We start from the raw sequence: 21,646 nt of genomic DNA on the forward strand, positions 1-21,646 counted from the left end.
TCCATATCGCGGCATGCCCGTATCCCCGCAAGCCTATCGCCCGTCCCGCGCCCTCGCCGAAGTCGCCGATTTCCTCGCGGATCCCGTCGCACCGGCCGATTTTCCGCAGACTGTCATCCGCTTTCGCAACGATCGCGCGGCGGCCGAAATCGGGCTGGAGACGCTGACCGACGGCGAATGGGCCGACCATCTCGGCCGATTCCGGCCGCTGCCCGACACGCTGCCCGACACGCTGCCGGGGCCGCTCGCGCTGCGCTACCACGGCCACCAGTTCCGGCAGTATAATTCCGACTTGGGCGATGGGCGCGGCTTCACCTTCGCGCAGATGCACGGCGTGGATGGCCGGTTGCTCGAACTCGGCACCAAGGGATCGGGGCAGACGCCCTATAGCCGTTTCGGCGACGGCCGCCTGACGCTGAAAGGCGGCGTGCGCGAGATCCTGGCGACCGAGATGCTGGAGGCGCTGAACGTCCCCACCTCGCGCACTTTGTCGCTGATCGAAACGGGCGAGTCGCTGCACCGGGGCGACGAACCCTCCCCCACCCGCTCCGCGGTGATGGTGCGGATGAGCCATGGCCATATCCGTATCGGCAGTTTCCAGCGCCTCGCCTTCGAGCGCGACGAGGAGAATATGCGGCGCCTGGTCGCCTATGTGCTGCGGCATTTCTACGCTGAGACGTCGGACGATCCGGTGCGGCTGCTGACCCTGGTGGCGGAGCGGACCGCGACGCTGGCGGCGCGCTACATGGCCGCCGGGTTCGTGCACGGCGTGCTCAATTCGGACAATATCAACGTGACGGGGGAAAGCTTCGACTATGGTCCGTGGCGGTTCGCGCCTAGCTGGGACCCGGAGTTCACCGCCGCCTATTTCGACCAGACGGGTCTCTATGCCCTCGCCCGCCAGCCCGAGGCGATCCAGTGGGATGTGATGCAACTCGCCTCCAGCCTGCGTCTGATCGCGGAGAGCGAGCCGCTGATCGCGGCGCTGGAGGGGTTCGCCACCCGTTATCAGACGGAGATCGTGACCGCGATCCTGTGGCGACTGGGGGTGACGCCGCGCGAAGGCACCGAGGACCGCGCACTGGTCCAGACGTTCGAGCGGGCTCTGCGTGCCTCGCAAGCGCCGATCGACCGCGTCTATTTCGACCTGTTCGGCGGACAGGTGCCGGATCATTATGACGAGACGTGGAACGAACTCCGCGACCTGATCGAGCCCTATGCGCCCCGCCGCGCCCGCGATCATGACTATTGGCGGGGCGAGCCCGAATCGATGCTGATCGACGAGGTCGAGGCGATCTGGGCCCCGATCGCCGAGCGCGACGACTGGTCGATGCTGTACGACAAGGTCGCGCGGGTGCGTGCGATGGGTGCGGCGCTTGCCGCCCTCGATGCGGCGGCCTAGCCTTTCCGAATGACCCCCCATCTGTCGACATTCGAGCCCGCCACCGGCGCGCTGATCGCCGAGCTTCCCGTCGGCGACGCCACCTGCGAGATAGCCACCGCCCGCGCCGCCTGGAGTGGCTGGGCGGCGACTCCGCTGACGGAGCGGATCGAGACGTTGCGCCGCTTCGCCGAGGTCGTCCGGACCCGCGCCGAGGCCTTCACCGATCTGATCGCGCGCGAGACGGGCAAGCCGCTATGGGAAGCCAGGACCGAGGTCGATACGGTGATCGCCAAGGTCGCCATCTCGATCACCGCGCAAGCCGAACGCGCCGGCGAACGCGTCAGCGATCAGCCGGGTGGCGGGCGCATGGCGCTGCGTCACCGTCCACATGGGGTATTGGCGGTGCTGGGCCCCTATAATTTCCCTGCGCATCTCCCCAACGGCCATATCGTGCCCGCGCTGCTGGCGGGCAATGCGGTGGTGTTCAAACCATCCGAAAAGACGCCCGCGACCGGAGCGTTCTTGGTCGAATGCTATCATGCGGCGGGGGTGCCCGAAGGCGTCGTCCGGCTGCTGATCGGTGGGCCGGATGAAGGGCGGGCCCTGGCCGGGCATGACGGGATCGACGGGCTGCTCTTCACGGGTTCGGCGCGCACCGGCATCGCGCTCAACCGGCAATTCGCCGAGCAGCCCGAGAAGATCCTCGCGCTCGAAATGGGTGGCAACAACCCGCTGCTGGTCTGGGACGATCCCGACCTCGACGCCGCCGCCGCTCTGATCGTCCAGTCGGCCTATACCACCGCCGGACAGCGGTGCACGGCGGGGCGGCGATTGATCGTGGAGGACCGGCTCTACGATCCGCTGATCGCCGCGCTGACCCGGCTGACCGACCGGCTGATCGTCGGCGCGCCGCACGACGAGCCCGCGCCCTTCATGGGGCCGGTGATCGACAACGACGCAGCAGGCCATCTACTCGTACGGGTCGACGACCTCGTGACGCAGGGTGCCCATGTCATCCGTTCGCTCGAACGCCCGATCCCCGACCGCCCCTTCCTCACGCCCGCGATCCTCGACGTGACGGATGTGACCGACCGGCCCGATGACGAGCTGTTCGGCCCGGTGCTGCAAGTCTCCCGCACTCGCGACTTTGCCGACGCGATCGGGCAGGCCAACGCCACCCGCTACGGCCTGTCGGCCTCGCTGATCTCTCCGTCGCGCGAGCGGTACGAACAATTCTGGAGCGGCATCCGCGCCGGGATCGTCAATTGGAACCGCCCGACCAACGGCGCGGCATCGAGCGCCCCGTTCGGGGGCATCGGCTGGTCGGGCAACCACCGCCCCAGCGCCTATTACGCCGCCGATTACTGCGCCTATCCGGTTGCCAGCGCCGAAGCGGACCAGGCCGCCGCAACGATCCCGGTCGGCCTGCGCTGATGGAGAAATGGCCCGGAACCGGGGTTCCGGGCCATCCCGTCAGTTAGAAGCGGGCGGATATGCCGACCCGCAACGTCCGTCCCCGTACCGTGTAATAGGTCGGGAAGGTGTTGAAATAAGTACCCGTCGCATAGTTGGTATCGAACCCGATCAGCGGCGGGTCCTTGTCGAAGAGATTCTGGACATTGAACCGCACATCGATCCCCTTCACCAACGTGATGTTGGTGTTGAAATCGAAATAGCTGTAGCCGGGAATACGCTGCGCCAGCGGATAGGTCTGGCCCGCCGATGCCGCCAGCACGGTGTTGGTCGACAGCTTGGAGTTGCTGGTCGGCCCGATATAGCGCCAGGTAAAGCCTAGGCCGCCCTTGATCCAGGGCAGCTGCCAGTTGACACCGGCGACATGACGCCAGCGCGGCATCGGATTGACACAGGCGAATCCGAAATAGCCCAGGCATGACCAGGGCGTGTTGCCCGGAGCGAATTGCCGTTCGAATTTGGTGGTCAGCGTTCCGTTAAAGTTCAGGCCGAAGGTGCCGATATTGTTGGTCATGCCCAGACGCTTGGGGTCCAGCGCATAATTGGTGCTGAAATCGATACCCCGCGTCGCTGTATAGCCCGAATTGTTATAGCGCGCATCGGCGATCAGCAGCTGTCCCGTCTGAGGATCGCGCTTGTAGAACTGGCAGAAGAATTCGACCTTGTTGCGATAGCATTGGTCGAACGCCATATCGATACGCGTCCATTCGAACGCGCCCTGGATGTTGATGTCGTACCAGTCGACCGATGCGGTCAAGCCGGGGATGAAGCGCGGCTGGAACACCACGCCCAGCGTCTTGCTGCGCGACCGTTCGGGCTGGAGGTCGGAATTGCCGCCATTGATAAGCGTCGTCGGGCAGAAACCGTTCGTGTCGCAGCCGGTATAGCTGGTCAGCGCATCATATTGCGCGCGCGTCATGGCGATCGAGCATTGCTCGAAGGTGTAGCGCGTCGCACCCTTGCCGTCGGTGGATGCACGCGGCGGCGCGCACAGATCAAGCTTCATGGAATTGGGATAACGATTCTCCCCCTCCAGACGCTCGAGCACGCCGACACGCACCGCGCGGTTATAGCTGCCCCGGAAACGCAGGCCGTCCACCGGTGCCCAGCTCGCCTCCGCCTTCCAGCTATGGATCAGGTTCTGATAGACGTCGTAATCGGAAATCCGATAGCCGCCATTGATGCTGAGTTCCTTGGCGAAGGGCTTGTCCTCGACCAGCGGGATGTCGATTTCGCCGCCCAGTTCCTTGACGCTGGTCCGCCCGTCGAAGGTCGTGAAGGTCGACCATGAGCCGAAGCCCTGCGACTGGTTGCGATATTTGCGATATTCGCCGGTGATCGCAAAGCCGATGCCGTTGGTGGCGAACGGGCTCTTGATTCCGTAATCTTCCAGCGTGCCCGATACGATCGCATTAATGACCTGCAGATCGTTCTGCTGGCGACGACTGCCGATGCCCGTCACCCAATTATAGACCGCATCGCTGATCGAGCTATTCGACGAAAAGGCATCTATCGGCTGACAGTCGGGATCGGTGCCGTTGATTTTCGACAGACAGGTCGGCACGCCGTTCACATTGCGCACCTGAAGACCGCGTGCCAGCCGATCGGCCTGATCGGGCACATATTGGTGATCGGACGACCCCAGCATGATGTTGCGGGTCTGCTGATAGCTGAGCTCGAACCGGATCTTGTCGACGATCATGCCCGACAGATTGAGCGCGCCGCGCCAGTCGTCCGTCGAGTTGCGGAAGTTATAGATCATGCCGGGCCGGAACAGCGACAACGAGATGGGTTGGCTGAGCGCGGTGGTTCCTGCCGCCGTGCCGCAAATCTCTTGCGCCTGTGCCGCGCTGAGGAACGGATTGTCGCAATTGACCGGCGCGGACGGCGTCCACAGCCCGCCATCGACCGAGTTGGCGCCTGTCTCGACGATCCGGCTATACAGGAAGCTGCCGTTCAGGCGCATGCCCAGCGGCAATTCCGCCGTCAGGAAGCCGCCGGTATTGAACGTCTCGCTGCGCCGCTGAATCGAGTCGACGCGCTGGATACGCACCTCATCCGCCGTGTCATAGGGGCGGAAGCTGCGCGAACCGTCGCGCGCATTGCTCCGATCCTGACCGTTGATATTGAAATAATTATACGGGTTGTAGGTGGTACCGTCGCACGCCCAAGTCGTGTTGCCCGCATCCCGATTATTGGGGTCGAACATCAAAAGCGGGCAGTTGACGGTATCGATATTGCGGAACTGGATCGGGTCCGCCTTTTTATAGGTTGCGAAGCCGCTGATGTTCAGGCGGCCGTCCAACAGGTTCTTGCCCGCCGCCAGCGACGCGAAATAATTGCCGCCGCCCAGATAGGTGCCGCGCGGATAAGTATATCCTGCATTCTGTGCGACCTTGGCGAGCAGCGGATTGTCGTTATTGTGGTTGAAGCCGCTGACCTCGCCATCGAAGGCGATGCCGTCGAACTTGCGCTTGACGATGAAGTTGACCACGCCCGCGATCGCGTCGGAGCCATAGACCGCCGAGGCGCCGCCGGTCATGATGTCGATCCGCTCGATCAGCGCGCCGGGGATGATGTTGACGTCATTGTCCATCCGCTGTCCGTTGAGCAGCGTCAGGGTGCGCCCCGCACCGAGATTGCGCAGCCCGACCGAGGCGGCACCCGATGTCCAGCTTTGCCCCTGCAACCCCAACATCGGCGTGACCTGCGGCAATTGCGACACGGCATCCTCGACCCGCGCAAGCCCCCGCTCCTTCAGATAGGTTGAGTCGATGGTGGTGATCGGCGCGTTGCTCGTCATGTTGGGGCGGACGATCCGCGTGCCCGTGACGATGACATCCGACGGATCGCTCTTTGCCTGCTTGGCGTCGATCTTGTCAGTCGAGGCAGCCACACCGGTCAGCGGCGTATCGTTCTGCGCGGTCGAGTCAGCCGCACTGCCGCCGGACACCTGGGCCGATGCGACACCCGACCACATCAGCGCAATCAACGACGCCCCTAACAAGCGCTTGGCGTAACGAAATTCCCCCATTTGACTCGTCCCCGCTTTGATTTTTGCGAATCCATTCAACCACATTCTAAACGAACGGGCAAATATATTATACTATATGCGCTGCAACATGAACTGCCCCAAGTTGATCTACCGCCTCCCCAAGCATCGCTCAGTTGTGGAGCGGACGGCGGGGGCTCATCTGTCAGATCATGGCTAGCCTTCTCGACCCTGCCGCGCGTGGCCGCGTGATCCTTGTCGGTGCCGGGCCCGGTGATCCGGGCCTGCTGACCGTTCGCGCGGTCGAAGCGCTGAAACAGGCCGATGTCGTCGTGCATGACGGCCTGATCGACCCGCGCGTGCTCGATCTCGCCCCGCCGAAGGCGCAGCGCATTTCGGTCGCCAAGCGGCGCGCGCGGCACACCTTATCGCAGGACGCGATCAATGCGCTGATCGTCGCGCATGTGAAGACCGGCGCGATCGTCGTGCGATTGAAGGGCGGCGACCCCTTCATCTTCGGGCGCGGTGGCGAAGAGGTGGAGGCGGTGCGCGCCGCCGGCCTGCGCGTCGAGGTGATCCCCGGCGTCTCGGCGGCGCTCGGCTGCGCGGCGGAGGCGATGTTGCCGCTGACGCACCGCGATCACGCTTCCGCGGTGTCGTTCGTCGCGGGCCAGTGCAAGGGGCTGACCGATCAGGACTGGTCGGGGCTGGCGGGCCAGGGGCGCACGCTCGTCATCTATATGGGCGTCGCGACCGCCAACGCCATCGCCGACAAGCTGATGGCCGACGGCGTCGCCCCCGACATGCCGGTCGCCGTGCTCGAGCGCGGCACGCTGGAGGGCCACCGCGCCATTCGTACCCTGCTCGCCGATCTCGGCCCGATGGTCGAGCGCGAGAAGGTTCAGAGCCCGGCGATCATCGTCGTGGGCGAAGTCGTCGAATTGTCGGATGCCGAGGACAAGCTGGCGCGTTGGGCCCGTGTGGCGGAAGGGATGAACGCATGAAGCTTTTGACGGGCAATGATCTGGCGACCGGCGATGTCGTCTGGTGGACCGGCCAGGACTGGTCGCGCCATGTCGAGGATGCGGTCGATGTCGGCGCGAGCGGTGAAGCGATCCTACGTGCCGAGGAAGGCGCGCGCCGGGTCAACGTGCCCTATCTGATCGATGCCGAGGCGACCGAACAAGGCCCCCGCCCCGCCCATATCAAGGACCGTATCCGCGCGCTCGGCCCGACGGTGCGCCCCGACCTGACGCTGAAGCCCGCTGATGCGGATGCCGGCGCCTGGGTCATCTGAGAGAGTAATCGATGTACGTTTACGACGAATATGACCAGAGCATCGTCGATGCCCGTGTCGAGGAATTCCGCGATCAGGTGGAACGGCGCCTGTCGGGCGCGCTGACCGAGGATCAGTTCAAGCCGCTGCGGCTGATGAACGGCCTCTACCTCCAGCTTCACGCCTATATGCTGCGCATCGCGGTGCCCTATGGCACCCTGGACAGCCGCCAGATGCGGATGCTGGGCCATATCGCGCGCAAGTACGATCGCGGCTATGGCCACTTCACCACGCGGCAGAACATTCAGTATAACTGGATCAAGCTGGCCGATGCGCCCGACATCCTGGCCGAGCTGGCGACCGTCCAGATGCATGCCATCCAGACTTCGGGCAATTGCATCCGCAACATCTCGTCCGACCAGTTCGCCGGTGCCGCTGCCGACGAGGTCGCCGATCCGCGTCCCTGGGCCGAGCTGATCCGGCAATGGTCGACCTTCCACCCGGAATTCACCTACCTCCCCCGCAAGTTCAAGATCGCGGTGATCGCGGCGGACGAGGATCGCGCGGCGATGCGGCTGCACGATATCGGCATCCAGTTGCTGGAGCGGGACGGTGTGCTGGGCGCGAAGATCTTCGTCGGCGGCGGCATGGGTCGCACCCCGATGATCGCGCATGAGGTGAAGGACTTCATCACCGCCGACCATCTGATGAGCTATCTGGAGGCGTGCCTGCGGGTCTATAACCGCTATGGCCGTCGCGATAATATCTACAAGGCGCGGATCAAGATCCTGCTGCACGAGATTGGCGTGGACTCGTACCGCGAGCAGGTGGAGGCGGAATTCGCCGCGATCCGCGATCTCGGCATCGACCCGCCGGTCGCCGAACTGGCGCGGATCACCGCCATGTTCGCCGGGCCCGATTTCGCCAGCGACGCCCCCGACACGGTGGATCGCTCCGATCCCGACTTCGCGGTCTGGCTGGATCAGAACGTCGCGGCCCACAAGCAGCCCGGCCATGCCATCGTCACGATCAGCCTGAAGCCGATCGGCGGCATCCCCGGCGACGCCTCGGCCGACCAGATCGACCTGATGGCCGACCTCGCCGAGCGTTACGGCCATGACGAACTGCGCGTCACCCATGCGCAAAACATCGTGTTGCCGCATGTCCGCAAGGCCGATCTCTACGCCATCTGGACCGCGCTCCGCGACGCCGGGCTGGCCGAGGCCAATCTCGACCTGATCTCGGACATCATCGCCTGCCCGGGTCTGGATTATTGCAGCCTGGCGAACGCCCGCTCCATCCCGCTGGCGCAGAAGATCGGCGAGCGATTTGCCGGGCGGCAGCGCGAGCTGGGCGAGTTGAAGCTGAAGATTTCGGGCTGCATCAACGCCTGCGGCCATCATCATGCCGGGCATATCGGCATCCTCGGCGTCGATAAGAAAGGCACCGAGAATTACCAGCTTTTGCTCGGTGGATCGGGTGCGGAGGATGTGTCGCTCGGCAAGATCACCGGCCCCGGTTTCGACGAGGACGGCGTGGTCGACGCGATCGAACGCGTGACCGACCGTTACGTGGCGTTGCGCGAGGGCGGCGAGCGCTTCCTCGACACCTATCGCCGCGTCGGAATGCAGCCGTTCAAGGAGGCGATCTATGGTTGATCCGATCACGGCGAACGGCGATGCGGGCGAGACGCTGCTGCGGTTCCGCGATGACGTGGTGCATGACGAACCGGCGGTAACGCTGGACGCCTTTCTGGGTCAGACCAACGCCACCGCCGTCCGGCTGGAGGCGGGCGACGATGCGCGCGCGCTGCTGTCGCATCTAGGGCAGATCGCGCTTGTCGAGATCAGCTTTCCGACGTTTCGCGACGGGCGCGGTTATTCGGCGGCGCGAATTTTGCGCGAGGCGGGGTTCGAGGGCGAGTTGCGTGCGGCGGGCGACGTGCTGGTCGACCAGATTCCGCATATGCGCCGCTGCGGCTTCGACAGTTTCGCGCCCGAAAAGCCGATCGACGCGGCCACGCTGACCAAGCTGCTGAATCTCTATCCCCAGCCCTATCAAAAGGCCGCCGATGCGCGCGTGCCGGTGTGGAAGCTGCGCCATGGCTGAGGCGCGGCAGCTGGACCGGATCGACGTTCGCCCGGCCTATACGGCCGAGGATGCGGCGGCGTATGAAGCGCGGTTCGCAGGCGTGTCTGCACCGGACATGCTGCGCACCCTGCTGACCGGCGAATTACGGGGACAGATCGCGGCGGTGTCGTCCTTCGGCGCCGAGTCCGCCGTGCTGCTGCACATGGTCGCGCAGGCCGATCCGGCGACGCCGGTGGTGTTCACCGACACATTGAAGATGTTCCCCGAAACGCTGGCCTATCGCGACATGCTGGTCGACCGGCTGGGCCTGCTCGATGTGCGGGTGATCCAGCCAGACCCCGCGCTGCTCGCGGCCAAGGACCCGGAGGGCATCCGCCATGGTTACGACCCCGATGGCTGCTGCGACCTGCGCAAGGTCGAGCCGCTGACGCGTGGCCTGGCGCCGTTCGAAGCATGGATTTCCGGCCGCAAGGGCTTCCAGGCGGGCACCCGCCGCGCCCTCCCCCGCTTTGAAGTCGAGGATGGCCGGTTGAAGCTCAACCCGCTGGCGGACTGGGACAAGGCGGCGTTGGACGGCTATTTCGCGACTCACGACCTGCCGCGCCATCCGCTGGAGGCGCAAGGCTATCCCTCGATCGGCTGCGCACCGTGCACCAGCCAGGTGAAACCCGGCGAAGACCCCCGCTCCGGGCGCTGGCGCGGCTTTGCCAAGGTGGAGTGCGGCATCCACCGTCCGGTCGAAGCCGCTCAGCCGGTTTGAGCCCTTCAGGCAATAGGGCGGGATGACATCAGCTTGATTCCCCCTACCCCTTCAAGGGAGGGGCTCGGGTCGACTCCATGTCATCCTGCTCTAACGACACCACCCCGGCGAAGGCCGGGGTCCAGTTGCGATGCGTTCGGTAGCGCGGAGACGTAAGCGAGCGGCGAGATAGGCCCCCACGCCCCGGCTCAAAGTTGGTGGCGACTAGAGCCCCGGCCTTCGCCGGGGTCGTTAGGTAGTGTGGGAGACGCAACCCCAACATCCGCTCGCACTGAACGGCGCGCGGGGATAAACTTGTCCTCGCTCAATAGCCCGCGAAGTCGGTAAACCGCGTGATCGTCGGATCGAACTTCATCACGACCTTCCCCGTTGCGCCGTGACGCTGCTTCGCGACGATCAGCTCGGCCAGGCCATAGACCCGCTCGACCTCGGTCGCCCATTTCGCGTGATCCTCGAAGACCTTGCCGTCATCGCCTTCCATCGGGCGCTTGGGCTCGCGCTGCATCATATAATAGTCTTCGCGGAACACGAACCAGACCATGTCGGCGTCCTGCTCGATCGAGCCCGATTCGCGAAGGTCGGACAGCATCGGGCGCTTGTCCTCGCGCTGCTCGACCGCACGGGATAGCTGGGACAGCGCCAGCACCGGCACGTTCATGTCCTTGGCCAGCGTCTTCAGCCCGCGCGAAATCTCCGAGATTTCCTGCACGCGGTTGCCCTCCGACGACTTGCCCGAACCGGTCAGCAGTTGGAGATAGTCGACCACGACCAGGCCCAGCTCGTTGTTCAGCCGCCGCTGGAGCCGCCGGACACGGGTGTGGAGCGCCGAGATGGTCAGGCCGCCGGTATCGTCGATGAACAGCGGCAACTGCTCCAGCTCGGCCGCCGCCGCCGCCAGTTGGGCGAACTCGTTGCGGCTGATCTTGCCCATGCGCAGTGCTTCGGAACTGATCCCCGACTGCTCGGCCAGGATACGCGTCGCCAGCTGGTCGGCCGACATTTCGAGGCTGAAGAACGCGACCTTGGCACCGACCGACTCGGAGGGCGGGATGCCGTCCTGCATGTCGCGCATCCAGCGCCGCGCGGCGTTGAACGCGATGTTGGTGGCGAGCGAGGTCTTGCCCATACCCGGACGGCCCGCCAAGATCATCAAGTCGGACCGGTGCATACCGCCGATCTTGGCATTGACCGAGTCGAGACCCGTGGTGATGCCCGAGACATGGCCGCCGGAGTTAAGCGCGCGCTCGGCATTCTTGACCGCCATGGTGGTGGCCTGGGAGAAGCTTTTCACGGCATTCTCGGAGCCGCCGTCCGCCGCGACCTTGAACAGCTCGTTCTCGGCCAGTTCGATCTGCGCGCGCGGATTGACCTCTTCCGAGGTGTCCATGGCCCGGTCGACCAGCGTCCGCCCCACCGTCACCAGCGCGCGCAGCATCGCCAGATCGTAAATCTGCGTCGCGAACTGCCGCGCGCCGATCAGGCCCGCGCCCGATCCGGTCAATTGGGCCAGATAGGATGGGCCGCCCAGCGCCTTCATCCCCTCATCCGCCTCGAACATCGGACGCAGGGTCACCGGCGTCGCCAACATGTCGGTGGCGCGCAGATTCTTGATGGCGGAGAACACGCGGCCATGCACCGGTTCGAAGAAATGCTCCGGGTCCAGCCGGTCGACCAGATCGTCGGCCAGCCGGTTGTCGATCATCATCGCGCCCAGCAGCGCGGCCTCCGCTTCGATATTGCGGGGAAGCTGCTGCGGCTCGGTGGCGGCAGCGGGGTTCGGGAATGCGAGGGTGGCCATTTCTTCGGCGTTAGCGCGGACTGGCCGCGGATGAAAACGGATTGCGTCGATCAGCGGGGGATTTGCGGCGCGCGCGCTTCGCGACTATTCCGTTCGCCATGGCCGATCCTCGGATCATCTCTATCGAACTGGACGAACGCAGCCTGGGCTGGCGCTCGGCCGATGTCGACCAGGAGCGGCGGATCGCGATCTTCGACCTGATCGAGGAAAATTATTTCGCACCCCAACGGCCGCAGGCCGATGGCTATGCCGGCCCCTACCGCATCAAGCTGGAGTCGGAGGAAGGCCGGCTGGGCATCCATATGTACCGGGAAGACGGGACGCATATCGAAACCCTGGTGCTGGCGCTGGGACGGTTCCGGCGGCCGATCAAGGATTATTTCGCGATCTGCGACAGCTATTACCAGGCGATCCGCGCCGCCACGCCGCAACAGATCGAGACGATCGATATGGCCAGGCGTGGTATCCACAATGATGCGGCCGAGATGCTGAAGGAGCGGCTGACCGGCAAGATCGAGGTCGATTTCGACACCGCACGTCGCCTCTTCACACTGCTCTGCGTCCTGCATATCCGCAACTAATGGCGATTCTCTGGAAAATCGGCGCGGGGCTGCTGGCCCTTGGCGCGATCACGGCGGGCGGGCGGCATTGGGCGACGCATTGGCAGCCTTCGACCGAGCATTATCCCCTCCAAGGCATCGACCTGCCCGAAAACCCGCCTGCGGTGGAGTGGCGGACATTGCGCGCCAATGGTGCCGACTTCGCCTATATCGTCGCCACATCTGGCGCAGATCGGCGCGATCCGGCGTTCGAGGGGAATTGGGCCGCGCTGCCCGAGGCCGGGTTGCGGCGCGGGGCGATCCATGTCTATTCGCTGTGCCAGCCTGCCGCGGCGCAGGCGGACGCGTTCAACATCTTCGTACCGCGCGCCGGCGATGCGCTGCCGGTGGCGATCGATCTGTCCTATCATGACGATTGCACTGCCCGCCCCGAACGCCGCCAACTGGTCGCCGATCTGACCCGCTTCGTGACGATGGTCGAGACGCATACCGGCAAGCCCGTGATGCTGCGCGTGTCCAAGGCGTTCGAATCCGATTACAGCGTCACCGCCGCCCTGCCCCGCCCGGTCTGGGCGGTGGGCAATGTCCTCAAACCCAATTACGCCGCGCGCCCCTGGCGCATGTGGCGCGCAAGCGACTTCCGCCGGGTCGAAGGGGTGGAAGGCCCCGTCAACTGGGATGTCGTCACCTCATGAATCCGATCGATCCGAAAGCGGCGCAACTGATCGCCGCCGCCCGCGCCGCCGCGCGCCATGCCCATGCGCCCTATAGCCGCTTCGCGGTCGGGGCCGCGCTGTTGATGGAGGATGGCTCGGTCATCACCGGCGCCAATTTCGAGAATGCCAGCTATGGCCTGTCGCTCTGCGCCGAGACGGTCGCGATCGCGACCGCCTCGGCTGCGGGGCGGCTGCGCGAGATCGTCGCGATCGGGGTGATCGGCGGCGCGATGGATGCGAACGGCGCTCCGACCGGCACCACACCGGTCAGCCCCTGTGGTCGCTGCCGCCAGGTCATCAACGAAGCCGCACAGATGGGCGGTCGCGACCTGCCCGTCCATTGCGGCGCTGCCGAAGGCGATGCGGTGCGGACCTATCGTCTGTCCGAGTTGCTGCCGGATGCCTTCGGTCCCGCCGATCTGGGGATCGGCTGACTTTCGCACGAAGCAGCGGATAGGAGACGGGAACGTCCGCGCAGAGGCGCGAGCGCAGAGAAAGCGGAACACGGCCACAACGCCATCGCGTGCGCTGACCGGCCATCGACCGAGACCGGATACGACCTCTCTGCGCTCTCCGCGCCTCCGGGCGAAGATCACTTTCCTTCAAGCGCCGTACCGTCAAGCGTCCTGGGGCTTGTCGCCTCGCGCACGCATCGCCGCCCCGGCCGCCTGGATGAACTGCCACACCTCCGCGGAGAATCCCGGATCGGCCTGCCCGTCCCACTCCGCCCGGTTCTCGTGCAGCCGGGTTGCCCCCGCCCACATTTCGGGCGTCGCGACCGCGCGGAACGGAGCCAGCAGCGCGAACCACTCGCGCACGAAACCTCGTGCCGCCTCCGAATCCGGGTCGAGCGGCAAGGCCGTCGCGATCCGCTGGCCCAGATCGGCCCATTGTGCCTGATAGGCATTCTGGTCGAAATCGACGGGCAAGGCGGTCATCCGCTCGGCCCAATGCGCCTGTTCCTCGGCGGTGAAGTGGCGGTTGGCGACCGCCTTCCACTGTGTCGTCGTCATGCTGTTTCCCTTTCGAATCAGCGAGCAGAGCGTCGCGACGTCGATGCGCTCGCCGGCATCGATGCGGGACTGGATCGATTGGAGCAGCGCGGCGGTATCGGCCAGCGTCGCCCGCTGCGCTTCGACCACCGAAAGCTGTGCAGCCACCATCGGGCCAAGCCGCGCGTCGGGCCGGTCGAGCATCCGCCCGATCGCCGCCAGGGTGAAACCCGCCCTTTTGAGCGCGACGATAGCATGCAGCCGTTCCAGTTCGCCCGCGCCGAAAATCCGCCGCCCGCCTTCGCTGCGCAGTGGCCGGATCAGCCCCCGCGCCTCATAGAAGCGGAGCGCGCGGCTGCTGAGTCCGGTCGCCCGTGCGATCTCGGCAATGTCGAGCATGCTGATCATGGCGTGACCCTACCGCTTGACGCAACGTCAACCGCAAGCCCCTTTTTGGAGGTTGCCGCTTGCCCTGTCCCCGCGATCCGGCGATGAGCGGCCACGCAAAAGGGGAATGAAGATGTCGATCCTGTCCGACCGCTGGATTCGCGAGGCCGCGCAGACCCAAGGGATGATCGAGCCGTTCGTCGAGAATCAGCGCCGCGATGGCTGCATCAGCTATGGCCTGTCATCCTATGGCTATGACGCGCGGGTGGCGGACGAGTTCAAGATCTTCACGAACGTCGACAGCGCGGTGGTCGACCCCAAGGATTTCGCGTCCAACAGCTTCGTCGATCGCAAGACCGATGTCTGCATCATCCCGCCCAACAGCTTCGCGCTGGCTCGCACCGTGGAATATTTCCGGGTGCCGCGGGACGTGCTGGTCATCTGCCTAGGCAAGTCGACCTATGCGCGGTGCGGAATCATCGTGAACGTCACGCCCCTCGAACCCGGCTGGGAAGGGCATGTGACGCTGGAATTCTCCAACACGACTCCCCTGCCCGCGAAGATCTACGCCAATGAAGGCGCGTGCCAGTTCCTGTTCCTGAAGGGGAACGAACCCTGCGAGACCAGCTATGCCGATCGCGCGGGCAAATATATGGGCCAACGCGGGGTGACCCTGCCGCGATTGTAAGCATTCGCACAATCTTACATTGACACTCGCGCAACCTTACACTGACATTCAGCCGGAAGTTGCGCTCTCTTATGCCCGAGATGACAGAACTCTCACTAAGAAATCAGCAGCGGCACGCCTCTGGATTCGCGATCAGCGTGACATGCCGTTCTCGGGAGCCGTCTCGATCATTCACAATGCAGCCTGTTCCTGATCCGCCCCGCACTGTCCTCGTCGCCGAGCGCCTCGTAAATACCGAGTGCGACCTCGAAACACTGGGCCTCATCGACACGTGAACCATGCGCCTCGTCGTTAAATTTCGATCGCATCGATCGGATCGCCTCGGCTAGATTCTCGAGCGCGCCCGCATGCTGCTCACCGGGGGTGTTCATGCCGGTCCATTGGACGACTTCGCGGAACAGCGTCTGAGCCTCTCGCAGCCTGCTCGCCGCACCCATGCCATCTCCCTCATACTCGGCCAGTGCAATGAGGGCGCCACCCAGCCCCTCCTTACACTCCTTCGCCTTGTTGCCGTCCGTCGAGGACAGGCCGGGTAGCGCGGCAGCATAGAACTGCCTCGCCTTCTCAAGACGCAGCTTGCGCGCGTTCCTCACCGCCGTCGCCGCGCCATCGTCGCCGCGCCGCTCCTGCTCGGACTGAGCCTGAACGGCCTCCGCGAGGTAGAACGTCATCTGCGACCATTCGCGCTGATGTTGACGGACGTCCAGTCCGTCGATCACCCGGCTCGCAAGCGCCTCAATCTCGGCGAACACCGCCGCGAGTTCCGCCGCGTCTTCCGCCAGCGTGTCGGACCGTTCCCGGAGCGCCTCGATGTACGTCGTCACGTCGGCGATCCGGTCGACGCCCGTGCGCTCCACGAGAAGCCCAAATTCCTCCACAGCCTTCGTCAGCGCCTCCGGGTCGGAACCTTTGCGCTTGTAGTGCCTGAAGAGGCTGTCCGCATGAATGGCCAGGAGATCGCTATCCTCCGGATATGCCTTATCCTCCTCGATCGCGGCAGCGGCATCCCGGAAGCGCAGTGCGGATCGCATTTCCGTCGCCAGGTCGGTCGGCGTCTTATTGAGACGACCGTGCCGGACGGCAAATCTCACACGCTCGCCGTAAGCTTCGCGCAGTCTGCGCACGTCGGCACCGGCACTCGGATCGATGCTGATGTCCGCTTGTCGCTGGAGCACGCCCAAGGGATCGCTGAGCCAGTCGGGAGCACCGATCCCCGCCTCCCCCACCACCTGGTTAAAGAAGTCGTCTGCCTTCTGCCCCAAGATGAAGAATTTGTTCTCGCCGGTGGCGAGCAGAGCCTTGGCACGGTCGGACAGCAGATCGAGATCGTCCTCCGTCTCCCTCAATGCCGCATAGCTGTTCCTTAGTTCGTAGGTGTGCATCGATCCGTGCAGGTGCACGACCTGCGGCCGTGATGGCGTGGGCGAGATGCGGTTGAGCGATTCCAATCCGTCCGCGACCACCGGCACGATGCCGGTGCGGATTACGCCCTGGAGCGCAAGCTGGTCGAAATTGGTGGTCAGGATCGTATGGACGAAGCGCTTCTCCACGAGTGCGCCGAGGCAGGCATGGGCCCAGTTGAGGGCGTATTCCTTGTCCTCGATGAGCCGGCTGATGAGCTCGCGCTGCTCGTTCGGATGCTTCATGTGCTCGGTGAAGATGTAGCTGTAGAGCCTGCCCCACGGCACGACGCCATCAACCGGACCGTATCTTTCGGGCACGCGGTCAGCGGCGATGAGGGCGACCAGAGCCTCTTCGGCCCCCGGGCCGTCGCGCACGACGCCATAATCATCCGCGATGCGCAGGATCGCCTCCCTAGCGACGCCCGCAGCCAGCGGGATGCCGGCGCTGGCGGAACAGCCGGCGCCGATCAGGAACACCGCCCGGCCGAGATGTCGTGCCGGGCCCGCACCCCCAAGCGCCTCGTCACCATCCCCGTCCGCACGAGGATGTCCGCGAGCACGCTGAAGATCCTGCACAAGCTCGCTGATCTCTCGCGGTCTCGGGCCAATCTGCGGTCTGGTGGGCAAGGCCATACTCCAACTTGTCAGCCAAAGGAGGCTACCGCGAAGATGCGCGCAGGTCCACGACCTAATGCAGAAACTCAAACGACCGCGATTCTGGCAAAGGATACAGCTAATTTCCGCCTACTACTCCGCTCCGCACTTGCCATGTTTCTCCTTATACTCTTCGAATCGAACAAAATTTGCCACTCTGCTATGAATAGGATCGATCATGGCAGATAGAGAACCAGGCAAGGTCATGACATGCACTGTCTACGATCTGCGATCAAACGTGTGGAGCGGCGGCCCGTCGGAACGACAAGCCGAGAATGCGACGGGATATTTCGATGCGGGCTTGGGTTAGCATTGCCCAGCGGCTATGATGGACCCTCAATCAAGGAGACTCCCATGGACGATGCCGCTTGGACGATCGCCGATCGCACCACCCACCCGTCGGACGACGCGCTCGAGGTCGAGTTCACCAGTCCGGCCATCGCGCGGCTGATCGAGGAGGTTCGTGTCGAGGAGTTGGGCGTACCCCGCAGCTACAACCGCACGTTCAACCGCCACAACCGGTAACCGGACCGTCCGAGCCGGTGCATATCGATACGGTCCTCGTAAAGGTCGCGAGTCGCTGCAATCTGGATTGCGGCTACTGCTACGTCTACCACATGGGCGACGACGGGTGGCGATATCAGCCGAAGCGGCTGAGTCCGGAAGTGCAGGCAACCGTGTGCGCCGACCTAGGGAATCTGCGGCGTTCGCAGGGCCGTCCGTTCTCCGTCGTCCTGCACGGTGGCGAGCCGCTGCTGCTGGGCGCCGGAAGGCTCGCGGCGCTGTTCGCGGGACTCAGGGCGGAATTGACGGACGACTGCGGCATCAGCGTGCAGACCAACGGCGTCCTGCTCAATACCGACATCCTTGACGCCTGCGCGGATCATGGCGTGACCATCTCGGTGAGCATCGACGGCCCGGCTGACGTCCACGACCGCTTCCGCGTCGACCTCGTGGGCAAGCCGACACATGCCAAGGTGCTCGCCGGCATCGAACGGCTCAAAGCACATCGCCGGGGCGATCACCTGTTTTCGGGCGTACTGGCCGTCGTGGATCCCGCATCCGATCCGTCCACGGTCTACGACTGGTTCAGAGCTCTCGGAACGCCCAGCGTCGACTTCCTCTACCGCGATGGCAACCACGACGAACTGCCATTCGGCAAAACGGCCTTCGGGTCCGTCGAATACGGACGCTGGATCTGCGGCATACTTGACCGATACGTCGCGGACCCGAACCCTTTCCACATCCGCATGCTCGACGACATGATGAAGCTCCTGCTAGGGGGTAGCGGAGTCAAGGAGGGGGTGGGCCTTACCGATTACGGCATTCTCGTGATCGACACAGACGGATCGATCAAGAAGAACGATACGCTCAAGAGCAGTTCGCCGGGCGATGGCTTCTCCTCTGTTCTGTTCGCCGGCGGTGGCGCCATCGCGAGTTTCGCTGCGAGCGACGAGTTTCTCACATACCATCGCGCCCAGAGGCCGACTTCGGCGATCTGCCGGGAATGTCCGATCCTGAACGTGTGCGGAGGCGGCATGCTGACCCACCGCTACAGCGCGGGTCGCGGCTACGACAATCCGACCGTCTTCTGCGAGGATCAGCGGCTGCTCGTGACGCGCATGCGCGCCCACCTTTCCGGTTATCTCGATCGAGTCGCCGCGTGATCTCCAGGTTCGTCTGCAACGCGCGTCAGGAGCCGTTTCCACACGCCACCGCGACTTCGCCGCTTCCATCCGAACTGTGCGAGACACTGCTGGACTGGTTCGAGGGCGACGCTCCTTGGAGGCTGAGGATCGCCAGCTTCTACGAGCAGTGGGAGATGCACCTGGATGCCGCCACGCTGCCGCCGCCCGTCCGATCCATCGTTTCCGCCGAGGTCGCCAACGACCTCAGCGAGGGCCTGCTCGTGCCCATAGGCGCCAACCGGCCGGTCCTGACGGAGGTGACGGCGCACAAGCTGCTCCCCGGCCAGACCATCCGCATTCACAACGATCACCTCGAAGACGGGGAAACCCACAGGATTCTGGTTCAGCTCAATCGCGGGTGGTCCGACGAACAGGGTGGACTGCTGATGCTGTTCGGTAGCGCGATGGCCGCCGACGTGCGACGCATCGTGCGGCCTCTGCACGGATCGTCCTTCGCGTTCGAAATCAGTCCGCGATCGTTCCACGCCGTCTCCACGATCGCATCGGGCGAACGCTACACGGTGGTGTATTCCTTCAGCGACGCGGGACGGGCGTGACCGGCGCCGGGACGGCGCCTTGGAATCTGCCGCGTACGAAACAAGGCTCCCCACAGCCAGTGTCGCAGACATGGCTCCGGGACAGGATCGTCGATGCACCCCGCGACGTGGCGTCGCACGTGGCCCGACAACGGCTCACCGCCATCGCGGCAACCTCGATCGATCCGGCCTTGTGCCTGCGCGCGCAGCAGATGGTCGAACGATGCGGCAACCTCGCCGACGTCGTTCGAAACGTGGCGCAGGAGATCCACCTCCTTGAGGCGGAGCCCGGCTACGACGTGAGTCACAGCGAGCCGTGCTGGCTTCATCGCGTCCTCGTCTCGGTTCCCGACAGGCTCGACGAGGTGGGTGCACTCCGCTTCACCGAAGGCCTGATCCATGAGGCGATGCACCTCGAACTGACTCTCCTCGAGAACGAGCAGGCGCTTGTCAGGAACCCGACCGACACGATGCCGTCGCCCTGGCGCGAGGAGCCGCGCCCCATCGGCGGCGTCCTGCACGGGCTGTACGTCTTCTCCTGCCTTTATGCCGCATTTGCCATGGTGGCCGACAGCACCGATGCTGAGGGTGCGGTTCACATCGAGGGTAGGCTTCACGATATTTCCGAAGAGATCCGTTCGATCGATCTATCGCGGCTGTCGGCCGGCCTCACGCCCCTCGGATGCGGATTGGCGAACAGATGGTCATCGGTCGTCGCGAACGACGCCGGGGGATGACCGCCGACCGGACGATCGCCTCCGGTGAGGTCGGCTTATGACGGCCACCCCATCAATCGGCCCTACGATCTCCACGGCACCTTGAGTTCCGTGCGACCGACATCGAACGAGAGTGACGACCCGCCTCCGACCTGCGCGGCGCCCGAAATCATCATGCGATCGGCGGCGAACAGCGGATGCTTGACGACATCCATCAAACGGCGACCGACGCAGGAGTCGACGACGGTTTCGGGCAGCTGGCTCTCGAGCATAACAAATCCCGTCCCATCGTGCGTGAAGAAGGTAAAGCGCTCGCCGCGAAGCTTCACGTCGAGCGATGCACCGTACACCTTCACCTCCACGAACGGCGCATCCAGTCCGTCAGATACGACCGCATCGGCGATCAGCGGATCAGGGCGCCAAGGGCAGACGGTTCTGGCCTTGCCCCGGGGGACGGTGAAGGCGCCAGGATTCCCCTGGGCAGTCTTACGCCTGGTGATCGAAGGCCATCGATGTCCCGGTCGCAACCGCTGCATGGCGTCGGCGACGTTCGATCCGGCGAGGTCGAGCACGTCCGGCACGACTGCCGACATCGAGTTCATTGTGGCCGCCAGGTACGACCTGAACGACGCCAGCCTCAAATTCTCGACAAGACGGTCGAGCATTCGCGCCTCGTCACGTGCGCGCTTTCCGGCGATCTCGCGGATCGTCGACGCCTGATCGGCGGCCGTCATCGAAAGGTACCCTCCCTCTGCGCGACAACGACCATGCCGAGCAGATGCTGGGTGAGTTTGTCCGCCCCCTGGCGGTAGGCGATCTCGCCCCAATCGTCCCAACGATCGATCCTGCACGCGAGCCACGCGAAGAGGTCATCGCGAGTCGTCGCGTCGGTGAAGGACATCGACCACGTGACGCGCCTGGTCGGCATCTTGGCACCACTGCCCTTCGCCATACTGGTCAGCGTGACGAGATGCGCTCGACCGATCCCCTCCCGGGCGAAGACGTGACGACGGAAACCAACGCCTTCTTCGAAGGAGTGCAGAGCGCTCTCCCGATCAACAGCTTCCGAACCCAAACCCGCCGCCCTCACGGCTTCCATGACGGCCGCCATTGGCAATCCCTCCCAGGCCGGATCACGGGTCGCGCGCAGCATCATCAGGACCGATCTGCCCTCAGGACTAAGTCGCGCGCTGAGCGGGTTCGGGGTCGCGGGGGCCGTGACCTGGAGGTTGAGCATGCCGATCGACCCCAGCCAGCAGCGGTAGAAGCGCCAGAACATCGCGTCGCCAGCGAACAGATCGTGCCGACTCTCGCCATCACCCGTGCGCGGACCGTCGATCACCGACATCACGCGGAGCATGAACTCGTGCTGCTCGGGCGCGAAATGGACTGCGCAGAAGCCAAGCTGCCCTTCCCAGAACGCGTCGCGGACCGTGCGCCAGGTCCGGCCGTCCTCGTCCTCGAACCTGCCGTCACGCGCGCGCAGCCACCAGCCCCAGGGCAGTTCTCCCGGCATTTGCCTATCCCGCGCC

The 21,646-nt window shown here is 64.6% G+C and carries 21 protein-coding genes; 15 read left to right on the plus strand and 6 right to left on the minus strand.

All coding sequences use genetic code 11. The features are described from left to right. Positions 1–13 precede the first annotated feature (13 nt). Both ACWPWT_RS00770 and astD read left to right on the plus strand, forming a co-directional pair. Entirely contained in the window at positions 14–1,402 is a 1,389-nt protein-coding gene (locus ACWPWT_RS00770) for a protein adenylyltransferase SelO family protein (RefSeq protein WP_454278158.1), read from the plus strand. A 9-nt stretch (positions 1,403–1,411) separates the two neighbouring features. Beyond that, positions 1,412–2,818 carry a succinylglutamate-semialdehyde dehydrogenase gene (gene astD, locus ACWPWT_RS00775; RefSeq protein ID WP_454278159.1) on the plus strand — a complete coding sequence of 469 codons (1,407 nt, stop codon included), beginning with the start codon at positions 1,412–1,414 and terminating at the stop codon, positions 2,816–2,818. Positions 2,819–2,861: 43 nt separating this feature from the next. Here astD and ACWPWT_RS00780 read toward each other — a convergent pair whose 3' ends face one another. Beyond that, entirely contained in the window at positions 2,862–5,849 is a 2,988-nt protein-coding gene (locus tag ACWPWT_RS00780) for a TonB-dependent receptor domain-containing protein (RefSeq protein ID WP_454278160.1), read from the minus strand. Positions 5,850–6,061: 212 nt separating this feature from the next. On the opposite strand from ACWPWT_RS00780, the gene cobA reads away from it, so the two are divergent. Genes cobA through ACWPWT_RS00805 form a run of 5 tightly spaced genes read left to right on the plus strand, consistent with a single transcriptional unit; the run spans position 6,062 to position 9,976 of the window. Next, positions 6,062–6,853: a uroporphyrinogen-III C-methyltransferase gene (cobA, locus tag ACWPWT_RS00785; RefSeq protein ID WP_454278161.1), complete on the plus strand. Its 792-nt coding sequence runs from the start codon at positions 6,062–6,064 to the stop codon at positions 6,851–6,853. Beyond that, positions 6,850–7,146 (plus strand): DUF2849 domain-containing protein, encoded by a 297-nt coding sequence (locus tag ACWPWT_RS00790; RefSeq protein ID WP_261269845.1) that lies wholly within the window; start codon positions 6,850–6,852, stop codon positions 7,144–7,146. The genes cobA and ACWPWT_RS00790 overlap by 4 nt, the downstream gene beginning before the upstream one ends. 11 nt (positions 7,147–7,157) lie before the next feature. Next, entirely contained in the window at positions 7,158–8,783 is a 1,626-nt protein-coding gene (locus ACWPWT_RS00795; RefSeq protein ID WP_261269846.1) for a nitrite/sulfite reductase, read from the plus strand. Then, positions 8,776–9,234 (plus strand): DUF934 domain-containing protein, encoded by a 459-nt coding sequence (locus ACWPWT_RS00800; RefSeq protein ID WP_261269847.1) that lies wholly within the window; start codon positions 8,776–8,778, stop codon positions 9,232–9,234. Before ACWPWT_RS00795 ends, ACWPWT_RS00800 begins: the two co-directional genes overlap by 8 nt. Beyond that, on the plus strand, positions 9,227–9,976 hold the full coding sequence (locus tag ACWPWT_RS00805) for a phosphoadenylyl-sulfate reductase (RefSeq protein ID WP_454278162.1): 750 nt from the start codon (positions 9,227–9,229) through the stop codon (positions 9,974–9,976). Before ACWPWT_RS00800 ends, ACWPWT_RS00805 begins: the two co-directional genes overlap by 8 nt. Positions 9,977–10,280: 304 nt before the next feature. Here the strand turns inward: ACWPWT_RS00805 and ACWPWT_RS00810 are convergent, their stop codons facing one another. Continuing rightward, the gene (locus ACWPWT_RS00810) at positions 10,281–11,774 is read right to left on the minus strand and encodes a replicative DNA helicase (RefSeq protein ID WP_261269849.1); all 1,494 of its coding nucleotides are present in this window, start codon (positions 11,772–11,774) and stop codon (positions 10,281–10,283) included. A gap of 98 nt (positions 11,775–11,872) precedes the next feature. Between ACWPWT_RS00810 and ACWPWT_RS00815 the strand changes: the two genes are divergently transcribed. From ACWPWT_RS00815 to ACWPWT_RS00825, 3 genes are read left to right on the plus strand one after another with little or no spacing between them, the layout of a single operon-like run. After that, entirely contained in the window at positions 11,873–12,355 is a 483-nt protein-coding gene (locus tag ACWPWT_RS00815) for a UPF0262 family protein (RefSeq protein WP_454279862.1), read from the plus strand. Beyond that, positions 12,355–13,029: a GH25 family lysozyme gene (locus ACWPWT_RS00820; RefSeq protein ID WP_454278163.1), complete on the plus strand. Its 675-nt coding sequence runs from the start codon at positions 12,355–12,357 to the stop codon at positions 13,027–13,029. The genes ACWPWT_RS00815 and ACWPWT_RS00820 overlap by 1 nt, the downstream gene beginning before the upstream one ends. Beyond that, entirely contained in the window at positions 13,026–13,484 is a 459-nt protein-coding gene (locus tag ACWPWT_RS00825; protein ID WP_454278164.1) for a cytidine deaminase, read from the plus strand. Before ACWPWT_RS00820 ends, ACWPWT_RS00825 begins: the two co-directional genes overlap by 4 nt. A gap of 183 nt (positions 13,485–13,667) precedes the next feature. On the opposite strand, the gene ACWPWT_RS00830 is transcribed toward ACWPWT_RS00825, so the two are convergent. Next, entirely contained in the window at positions 13,668–14,450 is a 783-nt protein-coding gene (locus ACWPWT_RS00830; RefSeq protein ID WP_454278165.1) for a MerR family transcriptional regulator, read from the minus strand. A gap of 112 nt (positions 14,451–14,562) precedes the next feature. Between ACWPWT_RS00830 and dcd the strand changes: the two genes are divergently transcribed. Further along, entirely contained in the window at positions 14,563–15,117 is a 555-nt protein-coding gene (gene dcd / locus ACWPWT_RS00835) for a dCTP deaminase (protein ID WP_007405039.1), read from the plus strand. Positions 15,118–15,284: 167 nt separating this feature from the next. Here the strand turns inward: dcd and ACWPWT_RS00840 are convergent, their stop codons facing one another. Continuing rightward, entirely contained in the window at positions 15,285–16,997 is a 1,713-nt protein-coding gene (locus tag ACWPWT_RS00840; protein WP_454278166.1) for a hypothetical protein, read from the minus strand. 531 nt (positions 16,998–17,528) lie between these two features. On the opposite strand from ACWPWT_RS00840, the gene yhhA reads away from it, so the two are divergent. From yhhA to ACWPWT_RS00860, 4 genes are read left to right on the plus strand one after another with little or no spacing between them, the layout of a single operon-like run. Further along, positions 17,529–17,699: a YhhA family cyclophane-containing RiPP gene (gene yhhA, locus ACWPWT_RS00845; protein WP_294282804.1), complete on the plus strand. Its 171-nt coding sequence runs from the start codon at positions 17,529–17,531 to the stop codon at positions 17,697–17,699. 17 nt (positions 17,700–17,716) lie between these two features. Then, complete coding sequence (gene yhhB / locus ACWPWT_RS00850) at positions 17,717–18,841, plus strand: cyclophane-forming radical SAM/SPASM peptide maturase YhhB (RefSeq protein ID WP_454278167.1); 1,125 nt, start codon at positions 17,717–17,719, stop codon at positions 18,839–18,841. Continuing rightward, the gene (gene yhhC / locus ACWPWT_RS00855; protein WP_454278168.1) at positions 18,838–19,419 is read left to right on the plus strand and encodes a cyclophane-containing peptide 2OG-Fe(II) oxygenase YhhC; all 582 of its coding nucleotides are present in this window, start codon (positions 18,838–18,840) and stop codon (positions 19,417–19,419) included. The genes yhhB and yhhC overlap by 4 nt, the downstream gene beginning before the upstream one ends. Positions 19,420–19,478: 59 nt before the next feature. Continuing rightward, positions 19,479–20,135 (plus strand): aKG-HExxH-type peptide beta-hydroxylase, encoded by a 657-nt coding sequence (locus ACWPWT_RS00860; RefSeq protein ID WP_454278169.1) that lies wholly within the window; start codon positions 19,479–19,481, stop codon positions 20,133–20,135. 62 nt (positions 20,136–20,197) lie between these two features. On the opposite strand, the gene ACWPWT_RS00865 is transcribed toward ACWPWT_RS00860, so the two are convergent. Both ACWPWT_RS00865 and ACWPWT_RS00870 read right to left on the minus strand, forming a co-directional pair. Beyond that, on the minus strand, positions 20,198–20,848 hold the full coding sequence (locus tag ACWPWT_RS00865; protein ID WP_454278170.1) for a hypothetical protein: 651 nt from the start codon (positions 20,846–20,848) through the stop codon (positions 20,198–20,200). Then, on the minus strand, positions 20,845–21,630 hold the full coding sequence (locus ACWPWT_RS00870; protein WP_454278171.1) for a hypothetical protein: 786 nt from the start codon (positions 21,628–21,630) through the stop codon (positions 20,845–20,847). Before ACWPWT_RS00870 ends, ACWPWT_RS00865 begins: the two co-directional genes overlap by 4 nt. Positions 21,631–21,646: the final 16 nt, after the last annotated feature.

Source organism: Sphingomonas sp. Marseille-Q8236 (assembly GCF_965112005.1).